Source organism: Streptomyces sp. NPDC017056 (genome assembly GCF_044332485.1).
Taxonomy (GTDB): Bacteria; Actinomycetota; Actinomycetes; order Streptomycetales; family Streptomycetaceae; genus Streptomyces.
On record NZ_JBIRPD010000031.1, the window covers coordinates 15779 to 39944 of the forward strand.

At 72.1% G+C, this 24166-nt stretch carries 17 protein-coding genes; 9 read left to right on the forward strand and 8 right to left on the reverse strand.

Translation table 11 applies throughout. The features are described 5' to 3' along the window. The first annotated feature begins 110 nt into the window (after positions 1-110). Together helR and ACH4OW_RS36785 are read left to right on the forward strand one after the other, a co-directional pair. Positions 111-2312: an RNA polymerase recycling motor ATPase HelR gene (gene helR, locus ACH4OW_RS36780; protein ID WP_398032949.1), complete on the forward strand. Its 2202-nt coding sequence runs from the start codon at positions 111-113 to the stop codon at positions 2310-2312. A gap of 143 nt (positions 2313-2455) precedes the next feature. Further along, the gene (locus ACH4OW_RS36785) at positions 2456-4075 is read left to right on the forward strand and encodes a fibronectin type III domain-containing protein (RefSeq protein WP_398032812.1); all 1620 of its coding nucleotides are present in this window, start codon (positions 2456-2458) and stop codon (positions 4073-4075) included. A gap of 69 nt (positions 4076-4144) precedes the next feature. On the opposite strand, the gene ACH4OW_RS36790 is transcribed toward ACH4OW_RS36785, so the two are convergent. Genes ACH4OW_RS36790 through ACH4OW_RS36800 form a run of 3 tightly spaced genes read right to left on the reverse strand, consistent with a single transcriptional unit; the run spans position 4145 to position 7959 of the window. Beyond that, positions 4145-6193: a PQQ-binding-like beta-propeller repeat protein gene (locus tag ACH4OW_RS36790; protein WP_398032813.1), complete on the reverse strand. Its 2049-nt coding sequence runs from the start codon at positions 6191-6193 to the stop codon at positions 4145-4147. A gap of 2 nt (positions 6194-6195) precedes the next feature. Next, positions 6196-6573, reverse strand: coding sequence for a hypothetical protein (locus ACH4OW_RS36795; RefSeq protein WP_398032815.1), 378 nt, complete (start codon positions 6571-6573; stop codon positions 6196-6198). Between the two features lie 39 nt (positions 6574-6612). Then, a complete protein-coding gene (locus tag ACH4OW_RS36800; protein ID WP_398032817.1) occupies positions 6613-7959 on the reverse strand; it encodes a septum formation family protein in 1347 nt (448 codons plus the stop codon). 150 nt (positions 7960-8109) lie between these two features. Here ACH4OW_RS36800 and ACH4OW_RS36805 point away from each other — a divergent pair, with 150 nt between their 5' ends. Continuing rightward, positions 8110-8706: a TetR/AcrR family transcriptional regulator gene (locus ACH4OW_RS36805; RefSeq protein ID WP_398032820.1), complete on the forward strand. Its 597-nt coding sequence runs from the start codon at positions 8110-8112 to the stop codon at positions 8704-8706. Positions 8707-8825: 119 nt separating this feature from the next. Here the strand turns inward: ACH4OW_RS36805 and ACH4OW_RS36810 are convergent, their stop codons facing one another. After that, a complete protein-coding gene (locus ACH4OW_RS36810) occupies positions 8826-9332 on the reverse strand; it encodes an RICIN domain-containing protein (RefSeq protein WP_398032822.1) in 507 nt (168 codons plus the stop codon). Between the two features lie 281 nt (positions 9333-9613). Here ACH4OW_RS36810 and ACH4OW_RS36815 point away from each other — a divergent pair, with 281 nt between their 5' ends. From ACH4OW_RS36815 to fes, 3 genes are all read left to right on the forward strand, one after another. Further along, entirely contained in the window at positions 9614-10060 is a 447-nt protein-coding gene (locus tag ACH4OW_RS36815; protein ID WP_398032825.1) for an SRPBCC family protein, read from the forward strand. A gap of 158 nt (positions 10061-10218) precedes the next feature. After that, positions 10219-12612 (forward strand): ATP-binding cassette domain-containing protein, encoded by a 2394-nt coding sequence (locus ACH4OW_RS36820; protein WP_398032827.1) that lies wholly within the window; start codon positions 10219-10221, stop codon positions 12610-12612. A 183-nt stretch (positions 12613-12795) separates the two neighbouring features. Then, complete coding sequence (gene fes / locus ACH4OW_RS36825) at positions 12796-14067, forward strand: enterochelin esterase (RefSeq protein ID WP_398032830.1); 1272 nt, start codon at positions 12796-12798, stop codon at positions 14065-14067. Positions 14068-14128: 61 nt separating this feature from the next. On the opposite strand, the gene ACH4OW_RS36830 is transcribed toward fes, so the two are convergent. The 4 genes from ACH4OW_RS36830 to ACH4OW_RS36845 form a co-directional block, all read right to left on the reverse strand. Further along, positions 14129-15217 (reverse strand): YncE family protein, encoded by a 1089-nt coding sequence (locus ACH4OW_RS36830; RefSeq protein WP_398032832.1) that lies wholly within the window; start codon positions 15215-15217, stop codon positions 14129-14131. 102 nt (positions 15218-15319) lie between these two features. After that, complete coding sequence (locus tag ACH4OW_RS36835) at positions 15320-19261, reverse strand: amino acid adenylation domain-containing protein (protein WP_398032835.1); 3942 nt, start codon at positions 19259-19261, stop codon at positions 15320-15322. After that, a complete protein-coding gene (locus ACH4OW_RS36840) occupies positions 19258-19488 on the reverse strand; it encodes a phosphopantetheine-binding protein (RefSeq protein ID WP_398032837.1) in 231 nt (76 codons plus the stop codon). Before ACH4OW_RS36840 ends, ACH4OW_RS36835 begins: the two co-directional genes overlap by 4 nt. Before the next feature lie 85 nt (positions 19489-19573). Further along, the gene (locus tag ACH4OW_RS36845) at positions 19574-20563 is read right to left on the reverse strand and encodes an ABC transporter substrate-binding protein (protein WP_398032840.1); all 990 of its coding nucleotides are present in this window, start codon (positions 20561-20563) and stop codon (positions 19574-19576) included. Between the two features lie 141 nt (positions 20564-20704). Here ACH4OW_RS36845 and ACH4OW_RS36850 point away from each other — a divergent pair, with 141 nt between their 5' ends. The 3 genes from ACH4OW_RS36850 (at position 20705) to ACH4OW_RS36860 (ending at position 24158) form a co-directional block, all read left to right on the forward strand. Further along, the gene (locus ACH4OW_RS36850) at positions 20705-21793 is read left to right on the forward strand and encodes a FecCD family ABC transporter permease (protein WP_398032843.1); all 1089 of its coding nucleotides are present in this window, start codon (positions 20705-20707) and stop codon (positions 21791-21793) included. Then, the gene (locus ACH4OW_RS36855; RefSeq protein WP_398032846.1) at positions 21790-22902 is read left to right on the forward strand and encodes a FecCD family ABC transporter permease; all 1113 of its coding nucleotides are present in this window, start codon (positions 21790-21792) and stop codon (positions 22900-22902) included. The genes ACH4OW_RS36850 and ACH4OW_RS36855 overlap by 4 nt, the downstream gene beginning before the upstream one ends. Before the next feature lie 146 nt (positions 22903-23048). Beyond that, positions 23049-24158 carry a M20 family metallopeptidase gene (locus ACH4OW_RS36860; RefSeq protein WP_398032849.1) on the forward strand — a complete coding sequence of 370 codons (1110 nt, stop codon included), beginning with the start codon at positions 23049-23051 and terminating at the stop codon, positions 24156-24158. The last annotated feature ends 8 nt before the right edge of the window (positions 24159-24166 follow it).

The window sequence follows — 24166 nt, forward strand, 5'->3', positions numbered from 1 at the left end:
TCTTAACTTATAGCGCACCGGGGGGCTTGCGGCAAGGCCCCGGTCGTACCGCAGAATCACCTGGCCAAAGCCACAACCCGCGGAAACGGGAGATTTACGAAGTGCGTGCCATAAACCCCACGACCACCAGTGCGTTTGCCCTCCCCGACCGCCTCTCCCCCAAGGCCGACCCCGCGCTGATCGCCGAGGACGAGAAGCATTTCGCCGCCATCGCGGAGAGCCTTGAGCAGTCGATCGCCGAGCTGTCCGGCCGGCTCGATGCCGAGTTGAAGGCGCCCGGCGGCATAGGCCGGCAGGCGATGGACCGGGACACGGAGGTCCACCGGCTGACCGCCCGCCTGCGTGCCCTGCGCCGCTTCGGCCTGGACCTGTGCCTGGGACGTGTCGTCGGCGCCGACCACACCGAGCCCATGTACATCGGACGGCTCGGCCTCACCGACAGCGCGGGGCGCCGGCTGCTGACCGACTGGCGCTCACCCGCGGCCGAACCGTTCTTCGCGGCGACCCACGCCGACCCGATGGGGCTGGCCAGCCGCCGCAGGTACCGCTGGACCGGCGGCCGGATCAGCGACTACTGGGACGAGGTGTTCACCGCCGACGGCCTCGAAGGGCACGCCGCGCTCGACGACCAGTCCGCCTTCATCGCCAGCCTGGGCAGCAGCCGGTCGCCCCGGATGCGGGACGTGCTCGCCACCATCCAGTCCGACCAGGACGCGATCATCCGGGCGGGTTCCGCCGGCGCTCTCGTCGTCGACGGGGGCCCGGGTACGGGGAAGACCGTCGTCGCCCTGCACCGCTCCGCCTACCTCCTCTACGCCGACCCGCGCCTCGGTCACCGCCGGGGCGGCGTGCTGTTCGTCGGCCCGCACCAGCCGTACCTGGCCTACGTCTCCGACGTACTCCCCAGCCTCGGCGAGGAAGGCGTGCAGACCTGCACCCTGCGGGACCTCGTCGCCGAGGGGGCCGGGGCGGTGGCCGAGGCCGACCCGGCCGTGGCGCGCCTGAAGTCGTCCGCCGACATGGTGAAGGCGATCGAGAAGGCCGTCAGGTTCTACGAGGAGCCGCCGGCCGAGGGGATGACCGTCACGACTTCCTGGGGCGACGTCCGGCTGACTCCCGACGACTGGGCCGAGGCGTTCGAGGCGCCGGAGCCGGGCACGCCGCACAACGAGGCGCGCGAACAGGTCTGGGAGGAGCTGCTCAGGATCCTGGTGGACAAGCACGACGGCACAGACGTCTCACCCGACCTGCTGCGCACGTCCCTGCAGAACGACAGGGAGCTGCTCAGGGCCCTCTACCGCGCGTGGCCGCTGCTCGAAGCGGCCGACCTCGTCGGCGACCTGTGGTCGGTGCCCGCCTACCTGCGGATGTGCGCTCCCTGGCTGAGCCGCGACGACGTCCACAAGCTGCGGCGCGCGGACGCCCAGGCCTGGACGCTCTCCGACCTGCCGCTCCTGGACGCGGCGCGGCAGCGGCTCGGCGACCCGGAGGTCTCGCTGCGCAAGCGCCGGCACGACGCCCTGGTCGCCGCCGAACGCGAGCGCATGGCGGACGTCATCGACAACGTGCTCGCGGCCGACGACGACGGCGAGGCCGCGGTGACGATGCTGCGCGGGCAGGACCTGCGCGACAGCCTGGTCGACGAGTCGGCGTTGCCCGGTGCCGAACCGGACCTGCTCGCGGGCCCGTTCGCGCACATCGTCGTGGACGAGGCCCAGGAGCTGACCGACGCGGAGTGGCAGATGCTGTTGCTGCGCTGCCCGTCCCGGAGTTTCACCATCGTCGGCGACCGCGCCCAGGCCAGGCACGGGTTCACGGAGTCGTGGCGGGAGCGGCTCGAACGGGTCGGGCTGGACCGGATCGACGTGGCCTCCCTGGGCATCAACTACCGGACCCCGGCAGAGGTCATGGCGGAAGCCGAGCCCGCGATCCGGGCCGCGCTCCCGGACGCCAACGTGCCCACCTCCATCCGCAGCGGCGGCGTCCCCGTCGTCCACGGTCGTGTCGCCGACCTGGACTCGATCCTCGAAACCTGGCTCGCCGCGCATGCCGACGGGACGGCCTGCGTCATCGGCGATCCCGCGTTCCCTGCGACGTCCCGCGTCCGGTCGCTGACCCCCGAGCTGGCCAAGGGCCTCGAATTCGACCTGGTCGTCCTCATCGACCCGGAGGCTTTCGGCACGGGCGTCGAAGGGGCGGTGGACCGCTATGTCGCGATGACCCGGGCGACCCGGCAGCTCGTCATTCTCACGCGTACCGCCGGACAGCAGGAAACCCTCCGCACTCACACCGAAGACCCTTCGACGGCGTGATAACACTGCCCCCGCGCGTTCTTCCGGCCGCTCCGCCACTGGCCGAATTCCGTGATTGACGAGGGCATTTGCGGTGCCTAGGTTCGCTGTCGCGACGGGGGGAGGCGTGCCCGAGATCCGGAAGTGAGAAACGAGGGGTGGACATGGCAAAGCAATACATCACGCCAGAATGGGAATCCCCTGGCGAGTGGTACGGAACCATGAAGGCCACGGTCTGGAATTTCGAGAACGAACCACTCGTCGACCCGGAGATTTCCTTCCGCGTGCAGTCGGACCAGAACGTCACCGACGTCTACGGGCTCACCTGGACCCGGTCGGGCAACGTCATCACCGGGCGCCTGGTGCCCGAGCGAAAGACCGTTCCGCCCCACCGCGGCACCCAGGAGTTCCGGCTCGGCTTCTCCCGTTCCATGCCGGGCCCCGGACCGCTGCCGACCGAGTTCAAGATCAACGGCCAGTCCGCCGACGTGCCCGACGACACGACGCCGCCGAGCGTGCCGGCGAACATCCAGGTGGACACTCTCGGCCCGACCCAGGCCACGCTGTCCTGGGCCCCCTCCACCGACAACGTCGGCGTGATGGGCTACGAGGTGGTCTACGGCGGCCCCCAGCCACTACGGGTCAAGGACGAGACGGCGGTGCTGTCCGGGCTCACCCCGACGACCGCGTACACGGTGCGGGTCACGGCTGTGGACCTCGCGGGGAACCGCTCCGACCAGTCCCAGCCGCTGGAGTTCACCACGACCGACAAGCTCCCGGACGGCGGCCCCTGGGACATGCCGCGCGCGCCGTACGTGGACTACATGGCCTGGCCGAACCCCAGCCTCCCCCAGTACGCCCAGGAGTCCGGCGTCGACGGCTTCATGTTGGGCTTCATCGTCGCCAACAACAACAAGAAGCTGGCGTGGGCCGGCCAGGACGGCCCTGACTGGGAAGTCGACCAGAGTTCGTACGGGAAGAAGGACATCCAGCAGTTGGCCGCCACCGGTGGCAAGGTCGCCTTCTCCTGTGGCGGGGCCTCCGGCAGGCCCCTCGAAGCCGTCGAGACGAGCGTCCCGAAGATCGTCGAGCAGTACGAGGCGTTCCTGCGCAACTACGCCGTCGCGCGCATCGACTTCGACTTCGAGGGCGACTTCCTGGCCGACGAGGCCGCGCACCTGCGGCACACGGCGGCGATCTCCCAGGTCCTCGTCAAGCACCCCGGCCTCAAGGTCTCCTACACCCTGCCCGCCGACGCGCAGCCCGGCGAGGGGTCGGCGGGCTTCAGCCCGGTCGGCGTCAGGTTCCTGGCCAAGGTCGCCGCTGCCGGCATCGAACCCGGCCTGGTCAACGGCATGCTCATGGAGTTCGGCCAGAGCGCGCCGCCCGACATGTACGAGTGCTGCGTCATCGGCCTCAAGGCCATGCACGGCCAGATCGCTTCGCTGTGGCCCGCCTGGGACGCCGGGAAGGTCTGGAACCGCACGGGCGCCACCCCGATGTTCGGCTGCAACATCAACAAGCGGGTCTTCACCCTCGACAACCAGCGCAGCCTGGTCGAGTTCGCGCACGAGAACCAGCTCGGCGCCCTCTCCGGCTGGGACGCCACCCGCGACCACAACCAAGGCAACCCCGACGTCCAGCCGCCGTGCGCCGTCGGCTGCGAGCAGTGCGACACCTACCGGTGTACGTGCGTGGACCAGCGGCCGTTCGACTTCAGCAAGCTCATCGCCCTCTACAAGAACGGCGCCGCCCCGACCACCGGCCACCAGACCCGGACCTGAGGGCCCCGACCCCGCACCCGGCGAACGGCCGTGCCGCGCACGGCCGTTCGTCCGCACGGGGCGACGTGGTCACGCGCCGGACCCGGCGGCACGTACGTCGACCGCGTACACGCGCCCGTTGTCGCTGCCGAAATGGACCAGGCCGTTGGCCACCGCGGGCGAGGAGCGGATGGCCGCCCCGATGGTGACACGGCCCCGGCGGCGCCCATTGTCGGCGTCGAAGAGGTAGAGGTTGCCGTCATTGCTGCCGACGCACACTGTCCCGTCGTCCGTCACCACCGGCGAGGTCCCGATCGCGCCGCCGGTGCCGTTTTCCCAGCGCTTGACGCCCTCGGCAGCGTCAAGCGCGTACATACCGCCGTTGCTGCTGCCGATGTACACCAGCCCGCGCGCCACCGCCGACAAGGATTTGACCGCGTTGCCCACGAAGAAGTCCCACTGCCGCTTCCCGGTTTCGGCGTCGAGCGCGTACAGGTGGCCGTCCCCACTTGCGGCATAAATACGGCTGCCGGCCACAACCGGTGTCGCCTCCACATCACCGCCGGTGGGGAACGTCCACATCTTCTGTCCGCCGGCGGCGTCGATCGCATAAAGCTCATTGTCGTCGCAGCCGATGTACACGAGTCCGCGCGCCACCGCCGGCGAGGAGATCACCGGAAGGCTCAAGGGAGTGTCGTACTGCCAGCGTTTCGTCCCGGTGGCTTCCGCGAACGCGTACAGCTTGCCGTCGTAGCTGCCGGAATACACCAGCCCGTCAGCCACCGCGGGCGACGACGGGACGGATCCGGTGGTGTACTGCCAGTGCTTCTTTCCGGCGGCCGCGTCGAAGGCGTACAGCTTGCCGTCGTAACTGCCGACGTACACCGACCCGTTGGCAACTGCGGGTGAGCCGTGCACCGCACTGCCGGTCGTATATTTCCAGCGCTTTCTTCCGGTGGCCGCGTCGAGCGCATAGAGGCAGTAGTCGCCGCTGCCGACATACAGGAGCCCTCGGGACACCGCCGGGGACGATTCCACGGCACCACCGGTCGCGTACTGCCACCGGATCGCCCCCGGAAGCGGGCGGTGGTGGTCCGCCTTCAGCAGGAAGAGACCGGCGCCTGCCGCACCATAGCGCAGCACATCGCGCCGGCCCAGGAGGGCGGCCGCGCGGGCCGGTCTCCAACGGCGCACGAACTCGCCGAATCCGGCGGCCGCCGGGGCGGCCGGTGCCGCAGGTGCGTCGCCGCGACGCAGCTGCCGCATCTCCGCTTCGATGCGCCGGCGCACGAACACGTTGCCCGTCCGGTACCGGAAAGCCAGGTCGTCCCTGGCCCGAAGCCGTTCGGAGAGGCTGGGGCTGCGGAGGGACTGGCGCAGGTACGGTGGCACCTGCCAGTGGACGTTGCGGGCGATGACGATGCGGCCTTCGACATTGTCCATGCGCTTGGGCCGTTGCTGCGGCATCTCGGCGACGACCTTGTCGTAGACGTAGCTGTACAGCTCGTCCAGGGTGATGTTCCCGTCGCCGTCGAGATCGGCGCTGCCGTCCTCCAGCCCCTGCACGAGATGGCGGGTGAACACCGACTGCGGCGCACGGCGGCCGCGTACCCGGTCCCCCTCGAATGCGTACCGCGTCGCGTCCGATGCCGTCAGCACGGTCCTGCCACGGCCCTGGAACCGGTCCAGCGAGTGCACCTCGCTGCCGGCCTTGACCAGGCGTCCGGCGGGGAAGGCACCGCTGTAGCAGCAGTCGAGGATGAGGACCTTCTGCCGTGACCAGCAACTGCTCATGGACTGGTCGATCAGTTCGGCCGGCACCGAGGAGAACGCCAGGTTGTCGCGTTTGGTATCGGTCATCGCCAGGTAGAGCCGGCCTTCGTCGTCCTTGAGGCCGTGGCCGGTGAAGTACAGCAGGGTCAGGTCGCCGCGCTCCCGGCCTCGGTAGAGCTCGCCGATGGCTTCACCGACCCGGTCGTGCTTCTTGTTGACCAGGGTCGTGACGTCGAATCCGGCGATGTCGGGATCGCGCAGCACGCGTGCCAGGGCCTCCGCGTCGTGCGCGGGCGCGGTCAGCCGGTCCAGCCCTTCGTCCTGGTGCTCGTAGGTGGCGACCAGCAGGGCAAGGCGTCGCCCCATGGCTACCTGTCCGGCCCGTGGCGCCGGATGAACGCGTCGATCACGTCCCTGCGCTCGTCCGCGGAGGCCCGTTCCAGTTCGAGCGTGTCCCCGTCGACCGTCACCGAGACGCGGTGCCGGGCGTGCTGCCGGCCGAGTACGTCGCGCACCAGCTCGACGAGCTGGGTGAGCACGCCGCCGGACGCGCTCAGCGCCACGACGATCGCCCCGAGCGCCACGGCGTCGGCGCCCTTCGCCCCGGCGGGTACTGCCGCACCGGGCAGGAGCCGCAGGGAATCGACGTCCAACTCGGTGATCTGCGCCCGCAGCCGGCGCAGGAGCTGTTCGCGCTCCTCCGGTTCCTCGTCACCGTCGCCCCCGACGGCCAGCGTCACATCCATGACTCCCCCATTCCGGCAAGACGGCCGCCCGGGCCGCGGTCACCGAAGACTTCCGCCGTGACGTCGCTGTCCAGGATCGGCCGTCGGGCGTGCCGCTGCAACGTCTTGCACCGACCCGACCGGGACGGCCTTCTGTGTCGCCGGCTTCCTGTTCGCCGCGCTGACCGTGCAGACCACCTTGCGGAAACCGTCGTTCCACTGGTCACTGCTCAGGACCCACCCCCAGATCTTCATGTCCCCGCCAGAGCTCCAGTTCGCGGCGAACCGGTCATCGCACATATCGCCGACCTTGTCGTTCACCGTGGCCAGGTCCATGCCTTGAGGGGCTTCGACGAAGCCGATGACCTGGTCGGTGTGGGAACGCGCGCACGAGTCCACCAGCCGGGCCTCGTTCGCGTCCTTCTTCCTCTTGTAGACGAAGCAGTCCCCGATGGACATCTGCTCAAGGTAGAGATCGATGCCGCTGTCGCGGAAGCGGCCGATCTCGCCGTAGAAAGCCGAGTGCGTGGCGGCCACCAGGCACGCCACGGTGCCTTTCGCAGCGGCGAAGCCTCCCTCGGTCGGCACCACGGCGAAGGTGCCGGCGTAGGCCAGGCTCTTCGCCAGGCCGCCCGCCCGCTTGGCACACTCGCCGTCGGCCTTGGCCCGGGCGGTCGCGGCGTCCGGGAAGCTCGCCGTGGCGACGACCTGCGCGGTGACGGCGTCTTTCGCGCAGTCGACGACCTTGAGGTACGGCTCGTCCAGCAGGGGTTTGCCGGACCAGGCCGCGTCGAGGCAGGTGCCCAGAGCCAGGGGACGGGTCAGACCGATCTTCGGCCCGTACGGGTAGTGGGCGCCGCCGGTCGGGGTCGGGGCCGGGCTCGAAGCCGCCGTGGGGGCCGGCTTCGGTGTCGGCGACGCGGTCGGGGTGCCGGGCGCGGGCTTGGCCTCGTCGGCCGTCCGGCTCCCGCCGGGGATGAGCCAGGCGACCAGTCCGATCACGCATACGACGGCGACCACGACGAGGACTGCCGTGACCGGCCGGCGCCGCCTGGTCCACGCCCGCAACCGGTCTGGCCGCCACGCGGGCCGCGGCCGATCCGGTGCGAAGTCGCCGCCGCCCTCGAACGGGTTGTGTGCGAACGAGGGGACAGGGTCGTCGCTCGCGCCGGGAACATGCGGTTGCTCCCACTCGGCGCCCGAAGCGTGGTCCTCAGCGTCGATGCCGCGCCCCGTCCCGGGGGCCCATACCTCGTACAGGCCCCGGCGCACAGCGTCGGGCCTGGTGCGCCGGGCCGGTTCCTTGGCCAGCATGCCCAGCAGCAGCGGGGCCAGCGTCTCCGCGCGGCGCGGTGTGGCGGGCTCGGTGTGCAGCAGCGCGACCCGCGTCGCCGCGGCGTCCCGCATGTCCCTTCGATGGCCTCGGCCGCCGGTTTCGTCCGGGCCGGCGAGGCGTTCAGAAACGTCCGGCTTCGGCTAGGCTAGAAGCGGAACGATGTTCCGGTTACGATACGGAGCGGTGTTCCGCTTTGTCAACGGCCTTCGAAGGAGAGCCCGATGCCCACCCCAAGCCACCCCGGGGAAGTGCCGGCCCGGAGCAAGCGGGCCGACGCGCAGCGCAACCAGCAGACGCTGCTCACCGCCGCCGCCGCGGTGTTCGTCACCTGCGGCGTCGACGCGCCGATCCGCCGGATCGCGGCCGAGGCCGGTGTCGGTATGGGCACGATCTACCGCCACTTCCCCACCCGGGCGGACCTCGTCGTCGCGGTCTACCGCCACCAGGTCGAGGCGTGCGCCGAGGCCGGCCCGAGACTGCTGGCCGACGCCGATTCGCCGTTCACGGCGCTCCGCCGGTGGGTCGACCTCTTCGTCGATTTCCTGGTCACGAAGCACGGCCTCGCCAATGCCCTGCAATCGGACAGCAACGGCTTCGACGCGCTGCACGCCTACTTCCTCGACCGCCTGGTGCCCATCTGCGGGCAGTTGCTCGACGCCGCGGTCGAGGCCGGCGACATCAGGCCCGGTACACAGCCCTACGAGCTGATGCGCGGCATCGGCAACCTCTGCGTCGGGCACGACAGCGACTCCCGCTACGACCCTCGCCGCCTGGTCGAACTGCTCCTCCAAGGACTGCGGGAGCCGCGGCCGTCCTGACGGCGTTCGCGCGGCCGGCGACACAAGAAACGAACGAGGGAACGGCCCCTGGACGGGACCGTTCCCCTGGGTTTTGCCGTGCCGGTCAGGTGCCTGCGCCGCTCAGCCGTCCGCGCCGGTCACACGCCCGACCCGGCCGGCGGGTCGATGACCTTCCAGGTCTGCGAGAGGGAGGGCGGCGCGTCGTACATACGGGTCGGCACGACGTACACGTTGTTCAGAGCGCCGTGCCCCAGCAGCCCCAGCGCATAGTCCTCGTACGCCTTCGAGACGATCGCGTAGCTGTCCTCGTGGCCGGGGAAGTCGAGCACCTTGCGGAACTCCCACTTCTGCCGGATGCCCTTGTCGGGCGTCTCCAGGACCGGCAGCGCCCCGGCCTTGGCGGCCGACGCCGCCAGGCAGTGGCCGTTCTCGAAGCTCTTGATCAGGTGGGTGCCGTCGCCCACGGGCTCGATGTACCAAAGGTGCCCGAGCTGGCCCTTGTTGGTCAGCAGCGGGTCGAGGTTCCAGGTCTGGATGCCCTGGCCGACGGCGTCGTGGTAGTTGTCCGTCTCCAGGTACGTGCCGGTGACTTCGTGGATCAGCATGAACGGACCGTTGGTCCCCTGCGCGGAGATGTCGGGCATGTGCTCTCGCCTTCTTCGCTCGTACGGATCGACGGTTTTCGAAGGGTGAGACCTTGCGCGAGCGGTCGGACGCCCCGGGACCGGCGTGATCCGCCGGACTCCCGCGATCCGGACCCTAGTGGCGCCGGACGACGGGACTGAGTCACGTTCGCGCCAATTCGCCGCCCTTGCCCCGCCGGGCCCGGACTGTGGCGCGGGTCACGCTCGGAGGCCGTCACAGTCCGCCGCTGCGCGGAGTCTCGATTGGCGTCCGAGAAACCGCGCCGGAGGAGGACCCAGCCATGGAAACCGTCACGGTCGAACGCGTCATCGACGCCCCCATCGACGAGGTGTTCGCCTGGCTCACCACGACCACCAACTACACCCGCTCGCCCCTGGCGCTGCGCTGCCGCCTGACCCGGCGCGGCGAGACCGCGCCCTACGGCGCCGGCGCGGTGCGCAGTCACCTCTGGCTGATCGGCTGGTTCCGGGAGCGCATCACCCGGTACGAACCGCCGCACGCCACCGAGTACGCCGTCGAGCGCAGTTGGCCGCCGTCCCGGCACGAGTTCGGCCGCATGACGTTCACCGAGACCGGCGGCGGCACGCGCGTCCGCTGGACCACCCGCGCGGAGGTCCGCGTCCCGCTGCTCGGCGCCGCCCTGACCCGGGTCGCCATGCGGCCCGTGCTCAACCGCGCCTTCGGCAGCATCCTCGACGCCGCGGCCACCGCTCTCGAACGTACGTGAGACGGGACCGGTCAGGAATGGAGAAGCGCAGGCCCGTGGGCCGCTCGTAACGTGATGGCCATGTGTCGCTTCGGCAACCCGCAGCAAGCTGGTTGGATCGGGCCAGGCGACACCGACGGAGACCGCGGCAGCGGCTCCGCCCGACAGATGGAGACACGATGAGCATGGCCAGACAGACGGACACGCAGTCGCCTGCGCCGCACGTCGCCGACGTCCACGATGTGATCCGCGTGCACGGCGCGCGCGAGAACAACCTCAAGGACATCAGCGTCGAGATCCCCAAGCGCCGGCTGACCGTGTTCACCGGCGTCTCCGGTTCGGGCAAGAGCTCGCTGGTCTTCAACACGATCGCCGCGGAGTCGCAGCGGCTGATCAACGAGACCTACAGCGCCTTCGTGCAGGGCTTCATGCCGACGCTGGGGCGGCCCGAGGTCGACGTCCTCGAAGGGCTGACGACCGCGATCACCGTCGACCAGCAGCGGCTGGGTGCCGACCCCCGGTCCACGGTGGGCACCGCCACCGACGCCAACGCGATGCTGCGCATCCTCTTCAGCCGGCTCGCGCGGCCGCACATCGGCCCGCCGAGCGCGTACTCGTTCAACACCGCCTCGGTACGGGCGAGCGGCGCGATCACCGTCGAGCGCGGCAACAAGACCAAGGCGCAGAAGGCGACCTTCTCCCGTACCGGCGGCATGTGTCCGCGCTGCGAGGGCCGGGGCACGGTCTCCGACATCGACCTCACCCAGCTCTACGACGACTCCAAGTCGCTCTCCGAGGGCGCGTTCACCATCCCCGGCTGGAAGTCGGACAGCCAGTGGACCGTGCAGGTCTACGCCCAGTCCGGCTTCGTCGACCCGGACAAGCCGATCCGCAGGTACACCAAGAAGGAACTGCGGGACTTCCTCTACGGGGAGCCGGTCAAGGTCAAGGTCAACGGCGTGAACCTCACCTACGAAGGGCTGATCCCCAAGATCCAGAAGTCGTTCCTGGCCAAGGACAAGGAGGCGATGCAGCCGCACATCCGCGCGTTCGTGGAGCGGGCGGTCACCTTCACCACCTGCCCCGAGTGCGACGGGACCCGGCTCAGCGAGGCGGCCAGGTCGTCGCTGATCGACGGGGTCGGTATCGCCGACGCGTGCGCGATGCAGATCAGCGACCTGGCCGCCTGGGTGGGCGGCCTCGGCGAGCCCTCGGTGGCGCCGCTGCTCACCTCGCTGCGGCACACCCTCGACTCGTTCGTGGAGATCGGCCTCGGCTACCTGTCGCTCGACCGGCCCTCGGGCACGCTGTCGGGCGGCGAGGCGCAGCGCGTCAAGATGATCCGCCACCTCGGTTCCTCACTGACCGACACCACCTACGTCTTCGACGAGCCGACCGTCGGCCTGCACCCCCACGACATCCAGCGGATGAACAACCTGCTGCTCCAGCTGCGGAACAAGGGCAACACGGTGCTCGTGGTGGAGCACAAGCCGGAGACCATCGCGATCGCCGACCACGTCGTCGACCTGGGTCCGGGCGCCGGTACGGAGGGCGGCACCGTCTGTTTCGAAGGCACCGTCGAGGGGCTGCGGGCCGGCGGCACCCTGACCGGGCGGCACCTCGACGACCGGGCCGCTCTCAAGGAGACGGTGCGCAAGCCCACCGGGGCGCTGGAGATCCGCGGCGCGACGGCGCACAACCTGCGGGACGTCGACGTCGACATTCCGCTCGGTGTGCTCTGCGTGGTCACCGGCGTGGCGGGCTCCGGCAAGAGTTCGCTGGTGCACGGGTCGATCCCCGCGGGCGCTGACGTGGTCTCGGTCGACCAGGGGGCGATCAAGGGTTCACGGCGGAGCAACCCGGCGACGTACACCGGGCTGCTGGACCCGGTCCGCAAGGCGTTCGCCAAGGAGAACGGTGTGAAGCCGGCGCTGTTCAGCGCCAACTCCGAGGGCGCCTGCCCCGAATGCAACGGCGCCGGCGTCATCTACACGGACCTGGCGATGATGGCCGGTGTCGCCACCACGTGTGAGGAGTGCGAGGGGAAGCGGTTCGACGCCTCGGTGCTGGAGTACACCCTCGGGGGGCGTGACATCAGCGAGGTGCTCGCGATGTCGGTGGCCGAGGCCGAGGAGTTCTTCGGCGCCGGCGCGGCCCGTACCCCGGCCGCACACAAGATCCTCCAGCGGCTCGACGCCGTCGGCCTCGGCTACCTCAAGCTGGGGCAGCCGCTGACCACCCTGTCGGGGGGCGAGCGGCAGCGGCTCAAGCTGGCGACGCACATGGCCGAGAAGGGCGGCGTGTACGTCCTGGACGAGCCGACCTCCGGTCTCCACCTCGCCGACGTCGAGCAGCTGCTCGGGCTGCTCGACCGGCTCGTCGACTCCGGCAAGTCGGTCATCGTCGTCGAGCACCACCAGGCGGTCATGGCGCACGCCGACTGGATCATCGACCTCGGTCCGGGCGCGGGCCACGACGGCGGCCGGGTGGTGTTCGAGGGCACGCCCGCCGACCTGGTCGCCGCCCGTTCCACTCTCACCGGCGAGCACCTCGCGGCCTACGTCGGCGCCTGACCGGGCCTTCGCGGACGGAGAGCGTGTGCCCGGCTCGCGGCGCCACCGCGAGCCGGGCGCGCGGCCCTTGGAGCCGTACGACGATAAGGTAAGCCTTGCCTTGCCTGGCGTTGTCGTGCGGACGCACCCGCCGGGCACCGCCCACCGCCCCCTCCCGCCCGCACGGACACGGAGACCGCCTCGATGACCGTCACCACCCCGCCCGCCGACACCCCCCGTCACCCGCCGCGGGTGCCGCGGCCCTCCCCGGTGCCGCGCGTCACCGACGAGCGCGTCGTCCGCCGGGCGGCCGAGTTGTCCGGGGCGGAGTTCTGGCAGGCGGTCGGGCGGGAGGGGACGCCGCTGACCGGCCCGGACCCGCACGGCACGGCGGACCACGCCCTCGTCACGTTCCTGTGGCGCGGCTCCCCCGCCACCCGCGCGGTCCTGGTGTCGCCCAACAAGCTCGCGGACCCGCGCGACCCCGCCGGCAACCTCATGGACCGCGTGCCCGGCACGGACGTATGGCATTGGTCGGTACGGATGCGCCGGGACTGGCACGCCACGTACACGCTGTGTGTGGACGAGGGCGACGGTCCCGCTGCCGACGACGCCGGATACTGGCCGTGGCTGCGCAAGCAGCAGCGCACCGACCCGCTCAACCCGCACACTCTCGCCAGTCGTTGGGGCGGCGCGCCGGTCTCCTGCGTCGCGCTGCCCGGCGCACCGCGCGGCGGGGAATGGCGGGAGCGGCCCGGCGTGCCCCGCGGCACGGTCTCGGTTCACACCGTCCGCAGCACCCTGCTCGGCAACGCGCGCCGCGTGTGGCGGTACGTGCCCCCGCGCGGTACGGAAGCGGGCGCTAAGCTGCCCGTTCTCGTTCTCCTGGACGGGGAGATGTGGCAGCCGGGGCTCGGCGTGGCCACCCTGCTGGACAACCTCATCGCGGACGGCCGGATTCCGCCGCTGGTCGCGCTGCTTCCGGAGTCCCTGGGCGCGGACACCCGCTGGACCGAGATGACCTGCGACCCGCGGTTCGCCGGTTTCCTGGCGGACGAGCTGCTGCCGTGGGCGGCGACGGACCTGCCGCTGACCGCTGACCCGGCCCGCACGATCGTGGCGGGCCAGAGCCTGGGCGGCCTGAGCGCCGCGTACGCCGCGGTGACCGCGCCCGGCCGGTTCGGCTGCGTCCTGGCGCAGTCCGGCTCCTTCTGGTGGCCGAACGGCCCGGGCGCGCAATGGCTGACCGAACGGATCGCGGAGTCCCCGCGGCTGCCGGTGCGGTTCCGGCTGTCGGCGGGCGAGCAGGAATGGGTGGCGCTGCCCGCGAACCGCCGGCTGCGCGACACCCTGGCGGCCAAGGGGTACGAGGACGCGGCCTACCGCGAGTACAACGGCGGCCACGACTACCTGTGCTGGCGTACGGAGCTGGCCGACGGACTGTGCGGCCTGCTCGGCCCGGGGGCGGCCGGCTGACGCGCCGTGGGGCCCGGCCGCTGGAGCGAGCGGCCGGGCCCCACGGTGCTTCCCGCGGACCTCAGTGGGAGCGCGTGAGGCTGATGCGGTGCACCGAGTCGATCCGGTCGGCGCCGGCCGCGGACTTGTCCACGACGTAGGCCGTGCCGCCGCGGACGGTGACGTGGTTCGGGTTGGGGCCGGTGGCCAGGTCGGCCAGTACGGTGCCCTTCTTCGGGTCCACGACGGTCGTGGTGCCGCTGCCCCGGTTGGCGACGAAGACCCGGCCGGTGCGGTGGTCGGCGGCGACGGAGATCGCGCCGGCACCGGTGGCGACGGTCCGGGTGACGGTGCCCTTGCGCAGGTCGACGACCGAGAGGGTGCCCGCGGCCTGGTTGGCCGTGTAGGCGGTGCGGCCGTCGGCGGACAGCTCGATGCCGATGGGGGCGTCGCCGGTGGGGATGAAGCGCGGCTCGGCCCTGTACGGGCTGACCGCGATGATCCGGTCGTTGGTCAGGTCGGTGGCGTAGGCGGTGCCGGTGTGCGTGTCCACGGCGAGCCCCGCGGTGCCCGCGCCCTCCACCTTGACCCGCTTCTTCTCCTTGAAGGTACGGGTGTCGAACGCGACGACGGAGCCGTCGCCGAAGCCGCTGGCCCAGGCGAGGTCGTGGCGCTTGTCGACGACGATCTCGCGGGCGTGGGCGACGCCGGGCAGGGTGGCGAGGTGCTTGCCGGTGCGCTGGTTGTAGACGGCCACCGAGTTGTTGCGGGTGTTGGTGGTCCACACGGTGTCGTGCTCGTCGTCCACGGCCACGCCGTAGACCGCCTCGACCGCGCCGGTCGCCTGGTCGGTGACGGGCGGGGTGTAGGCGGCCTTGGTCTTGAGCGTCTTCGGGTCGACCTTCAGCAGTCTGGACTGGGTGACCGGCGGCCGGCCGACGGCCGTCGTCGCCCACAGGACGTGGTGGCGCTCGGAGTAGGCCGACTGGTAGAGCCCGGTGGCCAGTTGAGCGGTGTCCACGCGGTACGACGCCTGGGGCGCGGGCCGGTCGTGCGCGACGGCGGTGCCGCTCACCGCCAGGACGCTGCCCGCGGCGACGGCGAGGGCCGTGGTGTGGCGGACGAGACGGCGGGTGGTGGCGCGGGACTTGGGCGTGCTGGGGGCGCTCATGGTCTGGACTCCTCCTGAAGAGGCAGGCGAGAGAGGGAAGTCGGAGGGGAACCCGCCGACGCGATCAAAGGTTAGCTTAGCCTTACCTAAGTTGCACTTCCTTCAGGCGTCCAGCTCGGCCAGCCGCGCCGCCACCACCGCCGCGATCCCGTCCATCCAGCGCGGCTGCGTCAGCTGCGGATGCAGGCAGTCCACGTCGTGGTTGACCAGTTCGCCCTGCACGTACGGCGTCCACGCGTCCCGGGTCAGCCAGTCCTCGGCGCGCGGCGCCGCGGCGGTGAAGAACAGCACGTCCCCGGTGAACACCCGGTGCCGGTGTTCCCGCATGAGCCGGGCGTTGTTGACGACGATGTCGACGACGGCGGACAGCGCCCGGTCGGACAGCCCGGCCAGCGCGCTCCCCTCGCGGCGCAGCGTCTCCAGGACGTCTTCACGCGTCAGCTCGTCGGTCCGCTCGAACCCCGCCATCCGCAACAGCGCGGTCAGCGCGTCGGTTTCCTTGGGGACGGCCTGGTCGCGCCACTGGTCGGAGGGGTAGGCGTCCAGCAGGGCGAGCAATTCGACCTCCTCGCCGGCCTCTTGGAGGCGCACCGCCACGGTGTGGGCGAGGACGCCACCCACGGACCAGCCGAGCAGCCGGTAAGGGCCGTGCGGCCGCACGGTGCGCAACTGCCGTACGTAGTCGGCGGCCATCTCCTCCATCGTCGCCGGGAGTGGTTCGTCGCGGGCCAGGCCGCGCGCCTGGAGGCCGTACACCGGTTGCGCGGGGTCGAGCCGGGCGAGCAGGCCCGAGTAGCACCAGCTGATGCCGCCCGCCGGGTGCAGGACGAACAGCGGTACGCGGTCGCCGGCCGGGCGCAGCGGCAGCAGGACGTCCAGCGCGTCGCCGCCGGTACCGGCACCGTCCAGGCGGGCGGCGAGCGCGGCCGGGGTGCGGTCCTGGAAGAGCGCGCCGATGGCCAGGTCGGCGCCGAGCGTGTCGCGGACCCGCGCCATCAGGCGGGCCGCCAGCAGTGAGGTGCCGCCCAGGTCGAAGAACGCGTCGTCCACACCGACCCGGGGCAGGCCCAGCACCTCGGCGAACAGCCGGGTCAGCGTCTCCTCCCGGTGGGTGCGCGGCGCGCGCCCGTGCCCCGCCTCGAAGGAGGGCGCCGGGAGCTGTTTGCGGTCCAGCTTGCCGTTGGGGCTGAGCGGGAACTCCGCCAGCGCGACCACGCTGTTGGGCACCATGTGCTCCGGGAGCGTGCGGGCGAGCGCTTCGCGCAGTTCCTCCGGGTCGGGCCCGGTGGCGCCTTCGTGGTTCTCGTACGTGACATAGCCGATCAGGCGCTGGTCGCCGGGCCGGTCCTCGCGTACCACCGCGCAGGCGGCGGCGACGGCGGGCAGCGCGGCCAGGGCCTCCTCGATCTCGCCGAGTTCGACGCGCTGGCCGCGCAGTTTGACCTGGTGGTCGGTGCGGCCGAGGTAGAGCAGTTCGCCGCGGTCGGTCCAGCGGGCCAGGTCGCCGGTGCGGTACATGCGGCTGCCGGCGGGTCCGTAGGGGTCGGCCACGAAGCGGGTCGCCGTCAGTCCGGGCCGCCCCAGGTAGCCGTCGGCGAGCTGGGTTCCGGCGAGGTACAACTCGCCGGGGACACCGGGCGGGCACGGGCGCAGGGCCGCGTCCAGGACGTACAGGCGGGTGTTCCAGACGGGCGCTCCGATGGGCACCGGCCCCTCGCCGTCGGGCGCGCAGGCGTGGTACGTCACGTCGACGGCCGCCTCGGTGGGGCCGTACAGGTTGTGCAGTTCCACTCCGGGCAGCGCACGCGCGAAGTCCCGGGCCGTCTCGCGCGGCAGCGCTTCGCCGCTACAGAACACCCGGCGCAGTCCCGTGCAGGTCACCGCGTCCGGCTCGGCAAGGAACACCTGGAGCATGGACGGCACGAAGTGGCAAGTGGTGACGGCCCGTTCGCGGATGACGCGGGCCAGGTACGCGGGGTCCCGGTGGCCGCCCGCCTGGGCCACCACCAGCGTGGCGCCCTGGCGCAGCGGCCAGAAGAACTCCCACACGGACACGTCGAAGCCGGAGGGCGTCTTCTGGAGCACCCGGTCCCCCGGTTCCAGACCGTACTGCCCCTGCATCCAGCGCAGCCGGTTGTCGATGGCCCGGTGGCTGACCACGACGCCCTTGGGGCGGCCGGTGGAGCCGGAGGTGTAGATGACGTACGCGGGATGGTCCGGGGTGAGCGGGCGGGGCGGGACGGTGCCGGGGTAGGCGTCCAGGGCGAGGCCGTCCAGGACGACCACCGGCACCTGCCCGTCGCCGGGCACGCGGTCGTCCCGGTCGGTGACCACACACACGGGCCGGGCGTCGTCGAGCATGTACGCGAGCCGGTCGGCGGGGTAGTCGGGGTCCAGCGGCAGGTAGGCGCCGCCCGCCTTGAGGACGGCCAGCAGCGTGAGGACCAGGTCGGCCGAGCGCGGTACGGCGACGGCGGCCAGCGTGCCGGGCCGCACGCCCAGGGTCGCCAGGTGGCGGGCCAACCGGTTGGCGCGGGCGTCGAGTTCGGCGTACGTCCACGTGGTGTCGCCGGAGACCAGTGCGGTGGCGCCGGGGGTGCGGACGGCCTGGGCCTCGATGGGGCCGATGAGGGTGGTGGGCGGCAGGGAGCGGGCCGTGGCGTTGAACGTCTCCAGGACCAGGGCCCGTTCGACCGCCGTGGCGATGCCGTGTGCGCCCAGCGGGCCGTGCGGGTCGGCGTGCGCCAGCCGGGAGAGCAGGTCGAGGAACCGCTCCTGGTGGCGGCCGAGGTCCGCCTCCTCGTACAGCGCGGGGTTGGCGTCGTAGTCGACGCGCAGGCCGCGGCCGTCGGCGCGGTCGTAGACGTTGACGGTCAGTTCGTCGACCGGGCCGGTGGAGAGGTTGTGCGCGGTGGCCCGGGCGCCCGCGAAGTCCAGGCCGTAGTCGAAGGGCATGACGTTGACCAGCGCGCCGACCAGGGCCCGGTCGGCGCCGAGCAGTCCCAGGTCGCGGCGGATGTCCTCGTACCGGTAGCGCTGGTGACGGCGGGCCGACCGGATGCCGAGGACGACCTGTCGGACCAGTTCGGCGAAGGTGGCGTGCGCGCCGGTGGTCAGCCGCAGCGGCAGGACGTTCATCACCATGCCGGGGACGCGCAGCGCCACCGAGCCCAAGCGGCCCATCATCGGCACCCCGAGGACGACCTCCTTGGCGCCGGTGGCCCGGGACAGGTACAGCGCCTGGGCGGCGAGCAGCACGTCGGGCCAGGTGGCGCGGACCGAGGAGGCCAGTTCCTTGAGCCGTTCGGTGGCCTGGGGCCCCAGGTGCGCGGTGCGGCGCAGGTGGGTGCGGGAGGGCAGGGCGGTGCGCCCGGCCAGGTTGACGGCCTCGGGCCGGTCCGCGAACGCCTCGTTCCAGTGCCGCCGGTCGTCCTCGTACGCGTCCGAGGCGCGGTACACGGCGTCGTCGGCGACCAGGTCGGTCAGCCGCCCGAAGGAGGCGGGGCCGACGGGCTCGCCGGCCGCGAGCGCCGAGTAGACCTCGGCGGTGCGGCGGGCCAGCAGCGAGAAGCCGAAGCCGTCCATGACGACGTGGTGGACACGCTGGTACCACAGCCAGCGGGTATCGCCGACCCGGAACAGCGCGTGGGCGAACAGCGGTCCGGCGGCCAGGTCGAACGGCTCGGCCAGATCGGCGCGCATCCAGGCGCGCGCCGCGCCGTCGGGGTCGCCCTCCGCGCGCAGGTCCGCCAGATGAAGCGGCAGCGGCGCAGGGCACGTGCTCAGCGGAAGCTGGCGCGGCCCGCCGTCGGTCTCGACGACGCGGACCCGCAACGCGTCGGCCTCGGCGACCACTTGGTGCAGCGCGTCGGAGAACAGCGCCGGGTCCACCGGCCCGTGGATCTCCAGGTACTCAGCGGTGTTCTGCGCGGGGCTCGCCGGGTCCAGGGCCTGCGCGTACCACAGGCCGCTCTGCGCGGCGGTCAGCGGCAGCCCCTCGGCGGTGCGGCGGCCGTCCGTACCGGTGTCGAGGAGCGCCGTCACGCGGCCACGCCCAGGATGCGGGCCCATGCCTCGATGGCGGGCTGCTCGGCGAGGTCCACGAAGCCGGCCCGGGTGCCGTGGTCGCGCCGCCAGCGTTCCAGGAGCGCCATGATGCGGACCGAGTCCATGCCGTAGTCGATGAGGTTCTCGTCCACGGGGACGTCGGCCGGGTCTTCGCCCAGTACGTCGGCGACGTCCGCGCGCAGGTCGTCGATGGTCAGTGCCATGGCAGGTCGTTCTCCTTGAGCGGGTGGCCGGCGGGGCCGGCCGGGAAGGCGCCGTACGTCGGCGGACGGCGGGTGGCGGCGCCGGCTACTTGGCGGCCATGGCCTTCTGGATGTCCTCCAGGACGGACACGGCGGCCAGACCGCCGCCGAGGCTGGTCCACTTGGAACCGTCGACCTCGGTGGCGTGGCCGCTGCCGACGGCGCCGAGATCGCGGTAGGCGGGCTTGGTCTTCAGCTCGGCGAACAGGTCGGCGTCCTTGCCCTTGGCGGCGAGGGTGCCGATGAACAGCCAGTCGCCGTCGATCTGCTTGATGTCCTCGTCGCTGATGGGGGTGGAGTGCCCCTGGCCGCGGTCGTTCTGGACGCCGGGCCGCTTGAAGCCGATGTCCTTGAGGACGTCGCTGATGAACACGCCCTGCTGCATCACGGCGGTGCCCTTGGCGGAGTAGCGGGCGACGGAGACGGTGGCGCCGGCCCGGGTGCCCAGCTTCTTCTTCAGGTCGGCGACCTTGGCGTCGTAGCCGGCGAGGAAGCTCTTGGCCTCGTTCTGCTTGCCGAGGGCCCGCCCGGTGAGGTCGAGCGCCTTCTTCCAGTCCTTGTCCTTGCCGATGGTGACGACGGTCGGCGCGATGGCCTTGAGCTGCTGGAGGACCTTCTGGTCGGCGAGTTGCCCGGCGAGGATGACGTCCGGCTTGGCGCGCAGCACCTTCTCGATGTCGGGGCCGGTGACGGCACCGACGACCGGTATGTCCCCGGCGCGGCCGGCGAGGTACTCGGGAGCGCCCTTCTGTCCGCGGCCCGCGGTCAGCCCGATCGGCTTGACGCCGAGGGCCAGCGCGGAGTCGAGGTCCAGCTCGCTGAGCGCGACCACCTTGGCGGGCTTGGCGGGGACGTCGACCTTGGCGCCGGTGGCGTCGGTGACGGCGACCTTGCCGTCGCCGGCGCTCTTCGCCTTACCCGAGCCGGACCCGTCTTCGGACCCGTCCCCTCCGCAGGCGGTGAGGGCCAGCGCCAGGGCGGTGGTGACGGCGGCCGCCGCGGTCAGGCGGACGCGCGGCAGGGGGTACGTGGACATGTCTGTGGTCTCCGAGTGGTGAAGTCCGGCGCCGGGGCGGCGTTTGACGGAACGGGTGTTTCGGGGCATGCCGGGAAGCCCGGGTCTCCGGGCCCGTCGGGCGACGAAAGCCCCGGTCAGCCCTTAGGTTAGGCTAACCTTATGTTGGTTGCGCAAGAGGCCGGAGCCCCCACGGGCGACACCCAGCCCCCTCCGTCACGGACGCCCGGCCACCGCCGGCGCATCCTGGCAGCCGCGGTCGCCCTGACCGCCCTCCTGGCCGTCCTGGTGCTGCTGTCCCTGCTCATCGGCACCGGCTCCAGCCCCGTCGCGCGCGCCTGGGACTTCCTCACGGGCGAACCGACCGCCCGCGCCGACGCCCAACTGCGGCTCGCCGTCCTGGACGTACGGCTGCCGCGTACCCTCGCCGCCGTCCTCGTCGGCGTCTCCCTCGGCGCCGCCGGCTGCCTCCTCCAGGCCGTCACCCGCAATCCTTTGGCCGAAACCGGACTGCTCGGCGTGAACTCCGGCGCCGCGCTCGGCGTCGTCATCGGCCTCACCTACTTCGGGGCCGAGTCCTCCTACACCGTGCTGGGCTGGGCGCTCGCCGGAGGCATGACCGCCAGCGCGGTGGTCCTGCTCCTGGCCGCCTCGGGCCAGGCCGCGGCGTCACCACTGCGGCTGGTCCTCGCCGGCTCCGCGCTCGGCGCCACCTTCCACGGCATGACCTCCTACGTCCTGCTCAGCACCCAGTCCACCTTCGACACCTTCCGCTACTGGACCATCGGTTCCCTCGCGGGCGTCAAGACCTCGGACACCTACCCGCTGCTCCCGCTCATCGCGGCCGGCCTGCTGGTCGCCTTCGGCGCGGCCCGCCCGCTGGCCGCCCTCGCCCTCGGGGACGACAGCGCGCGGTCGTTGGGACACCGCCCCGGCCGGGTACGCGTCGTCGTCGCCGGGGCGGTGACACTGCTGGCCGGCTCCGCCGTGGCGATCGCCGGCCCCATCGCCTTCCTCGGCCTGCTGGCCCCGCACGCCGCCCGCGCCGTCACCGGACCGCGCATCGCCGCGCAGCTCGCCCTCTCCGCACTGATCGCCGCCGACGTCATGATCGCGGCCGACATCTTCGCCCGCGTCGCCATCCGCCCCTGGGAGACCCCCGTGAGCGTGCTCCTCGCCTTCGTCGGCGGGCCGTTGCTGATCTGGATCGCCCGCTCCCGGCGGATGTCCACGGCGGGAGGCGCGGCATGACGGGCCCGATCGCGGACGGCGGGACGGCCCCCCGTACCGCCTCCCCCACACCGTCCGCGTCCCCTGACATCACCCCGCCCGACAGTCTCGTCCTGCGGACCGGCGCCTTCTCCTGGCTCTTCCCCCGCCGGGGCTCGCTGGTCGCCGTGGCGCTCGGGGCGCTGATCCTGTTCCTGGTGGCACTCGGCACGTTCGCCAGCTCCACCGGCATGAGCTTCACCGAGACGCTGTCGGGCCTGTTCGGCACGGGCGACCCGGCCACCGTGATGCTGGTCCAGGACTTCCGGCTGCCGCGGATCGCCGTCGGCGTCATGGTCGGCGCCGCGCTGGGCATCGCCGGCTGCCTCACCCAGACACTCGCCGGCAACCGGCTCGCCACCCCCGACGTCATCGGCGTCAACGAGGGCGCCACGGCGGCCGTCGTCGCCTCCGTCGTCGGCTCGTCCACCGGCATGATCGGCGCATGGTGGCTGGGCCCGGCCGGCGCGGTGCTGGCCGCCGCGCTCGTCGTCCTGTGCGCGGGCGGCGCCGGCCACCGGGGCCACCGCGTCCTCGTCGTCGGCATCGGCGTCTCCACCGTCGTCGGGGCCGTCACCGACCTCGTGATGTCCCGCCAGAACGACAACACCGCCGGCGGCGTCTTCCTCTGGACGGTCGGCAGCCTCAGCGGGCGCGACTGGTCGGTGGGCACGCCGCTGCTGGTCGTCCTGCTCGTCCTGCTCCCGTTCGCCCTCGCCGCCGGGAACCGGCTGCAACTGCTGCGTTTCGACGACGACACCGCCGCCGGGCTCGGCGTTCCCGTCCGCCGGGTCCGCGCCCTCGCCCTGGCGCTCGCCGTGGTGCTCTCCGGCGCGGCCGCGGGCATCGGCGGCCCCATCGCCTTCGTCGCGCTGGCCGCGCCCGTACTCGCCGACCGGCTCGGCGGCCGCTCGCGCGTACCGGTACTGGCCTCCGGCCTGGTGGGCGGCGCCCTGATCGCCGGTGCCGACGCGCTGGGCCGGGTGATCGCCCCCGTCGAGATCCCCGTCGGCGTGGTCACCAGCGTGCTCGGCGGCCCCTTCCTCCTGTGGGTCCTCTTCCGCCCCGACCGGGGCCAGGGGCGGCCCTGAGGAGCCGGGCGGGCATCGGCGCGGCAGCCGGCGGCTCCCCCGCGCCGACGTCGCCCGCCTGGTCCGCTACGGCGTCTGACGCCACCCGGCCGGACCGACGGCAGACGCGCTGCGTCTCCCGTGCTCGTGCTCCGTATCCTTCGGGCATGAAAAAGCACAGGAGTGCCGGTGTGCGTGTCGACGCGATGCTTGAGGACCTGCGGACGCTTGTCGAGGTCGAGTCCCCGTCGCGTGACCTCAAGGCCCTGGACGCTTCGGCCAGGGCTGTGGCGGCGATCGTCGAGAGCCGGTTGGGCGGGCAGGCCACCCTGGTGGAGAGCCCGGCCGGGCCCCACGTGCACTGGTCGGGCGGCGGTGAGCCCCGGGTGCTGGTCCTCGGCCACCACGACACGGTGTTCCCGCTGGGCACGTTGGAGCGGCGTCCGTTCCGGGTGGCGGACGGGCAGGCGACAGGACCCGGGGTCTTCGACATGCTCGGCGGCCTGGTGCAGGCCGTGCACGGCCTGGCGGCGTTGGACGACCTGTCGGGCGTGGAGATCCTGGTGACCGCCGACGAGGAGGTCGGTTCGGCTTCCTCGCGGGCTCTGATCGAGGAGCGGGCCCGGGCCTGCGGCGCCGTGCTGGTCTTCGAAGGCGCCGCCGACGGCGGGGGCTTGAAGACGGGGCGCAAGGGGTGCGGCACCTTCCAGGTGCTCGTCAAGGGCCGGGCCTCGCACGCGGGACTGGAACCGGCGGCCGGGGTGAACGCGTTGGTCGAGGCCGCGCACCAGGTACTGGTCGTCGCGGCACTGAGCCGCCCGGAGGCCGGGACGACGGTGACGCCCACGGTGGCGTCGGCGGGGACCTCGGACAACGTGGTCCCCGCGGAGGCGACGGTGTACGTGGACGTCCGCGTCGAGTCGGCCGGGGAGCAGGAGCGGGTCGAGGCGGGGTTCGCGGCGCTGGTCCCGCACTTGGCGGAGGCGGAGATCGAGGTCCGCGGGTCCGTGGGCCGGCCGCCGATGCCGGATTCGGCGTCGGCGGAGTTGTTCGCGATGGCACGGCGGCTGCTGCCGGGAATCGAGGGCAAGGCGGTCGGCGGCGGCAGCGACGGCAATTTCACCGCGGCGTTGGGGGTACCGACACTCGACGGCCTGGGGGCGGTCGGCGGCGGCGCACACGCCGACCACGAGTACATCGTGGTCGGCGCCATGGCGGAACGGGCGCACCTGGTCACCGGACTGGTAAACACAATCCGCGCCACCCGGGCCACGTGAGGCGACGG

Bases quoted from the DNA above. Each gene is read 5' to 3' on its own strand.
- ACH4OW_RS36840 (WP_398032837.1), bottom strand. From the start codon at position 19,488: ATGGCACTGACCATCGACGACCTGCGCGCGGACGTCGCCGACGTACTG.
- ACH4OW_RS36805 (WP_398032820.1), top strand. From the start codon at position 8,110: ATGCCCACCCCAAGCCACCCCGGGGAAGTGCCGGCCCGGAGCAAGCGG.
- ACH4OW_RS36850 (WP_398032843.1), top strand. From the start codon at position 20,705: ATGTTGGTTGCGCAAGAGGCCGGAGCCCCCACGGGCGACACCCAGCCC.
- ACH4OW_RS36795 (WP_398032815.1), bottom strand. From the start codon at position 6,573: ATGGATGTGACGCTGGCCGTCGGGGGCGACGGTGACGAGGAACCGGAG.
- ACH4OW_RS36845 (WP_398032840.1), bottom strand. From the start codon at position 20,563: ATGTCCACGTACCCCCTGCCGCGCGTCCGCCTGACCGCGGCGGCCGCC.
- ACH4OW_RS36800 (WP_398032817.1), bottom strand. From the start codon at position 7,959: ATGCGGGACGCCGCGGCGACGCGGGTCGCGCTGCTGCACACCGAGCCC.
- ACH4OW_RS36785 (WP_398032812.1), top strand. From the start codon at position 2,456: ATGGCAAAGCAATACATCACGCCAGAATGGGAATCCCCTGGCGAGTGG.
- ACH4OW_RS36820 (WP_398032827.1), top strand. From the start codon at position 10,219: ATGAGCATGGCCAGACAGACGGACACGCAGTCGCCTGCGCCGCACGTC.
- ACH4OW_RS36815 (WP_398032825.1), top strand. From the start codon at position 9,614: ATGGAAACCGTCACGGTCGAACGCGTCATCGACGCCCCCATCGACGAG.
- ACH4OW_RS36790 (WP_398032813.1), bottom strand. From the start codon at position 6,193: ATGGGGCGACGCCTTGCCCTGCTGGTCGCCACCTACGAGCACCAGGAC.
- ACH4OW_RS36810 (WP_398032822.1), bottom strand. From the start codon at position 9,332: ATGCCCGACATCTCCGCGCAGGGGACCAACGGTCCGTTCATGCTGATC.
- ACH4OW_RS36860 (WP_398032849.1), top strand. From the start codon at position 23,049: ATGAAAAAGCACAGGAGTGCCGGTGTGCGTGTCGACGCGATGCTTGAG.
- ACH4OW_RS36830 (WP_398032832.1), bottom strand. From the start codon at position 15,217: ATGAGCGCCCCCAGCACGCCCAAGTCCCGCGCCACCACCCGCCGTCTC.
- fes (WP_398032830.1), top strand. From the start codon at position 12,796: ATGACCGTCACCACCCCGCCCGCCGACACCCCCCGTCACCCGCCGCGG.
- ACH4OW_RS36855 (WP_398032846.1), top strand. From the start codon at position 21,790: ATGACGGGCCCGATCGCGGACGGCGGGACGGCCCCCCGTACCGCCTCC.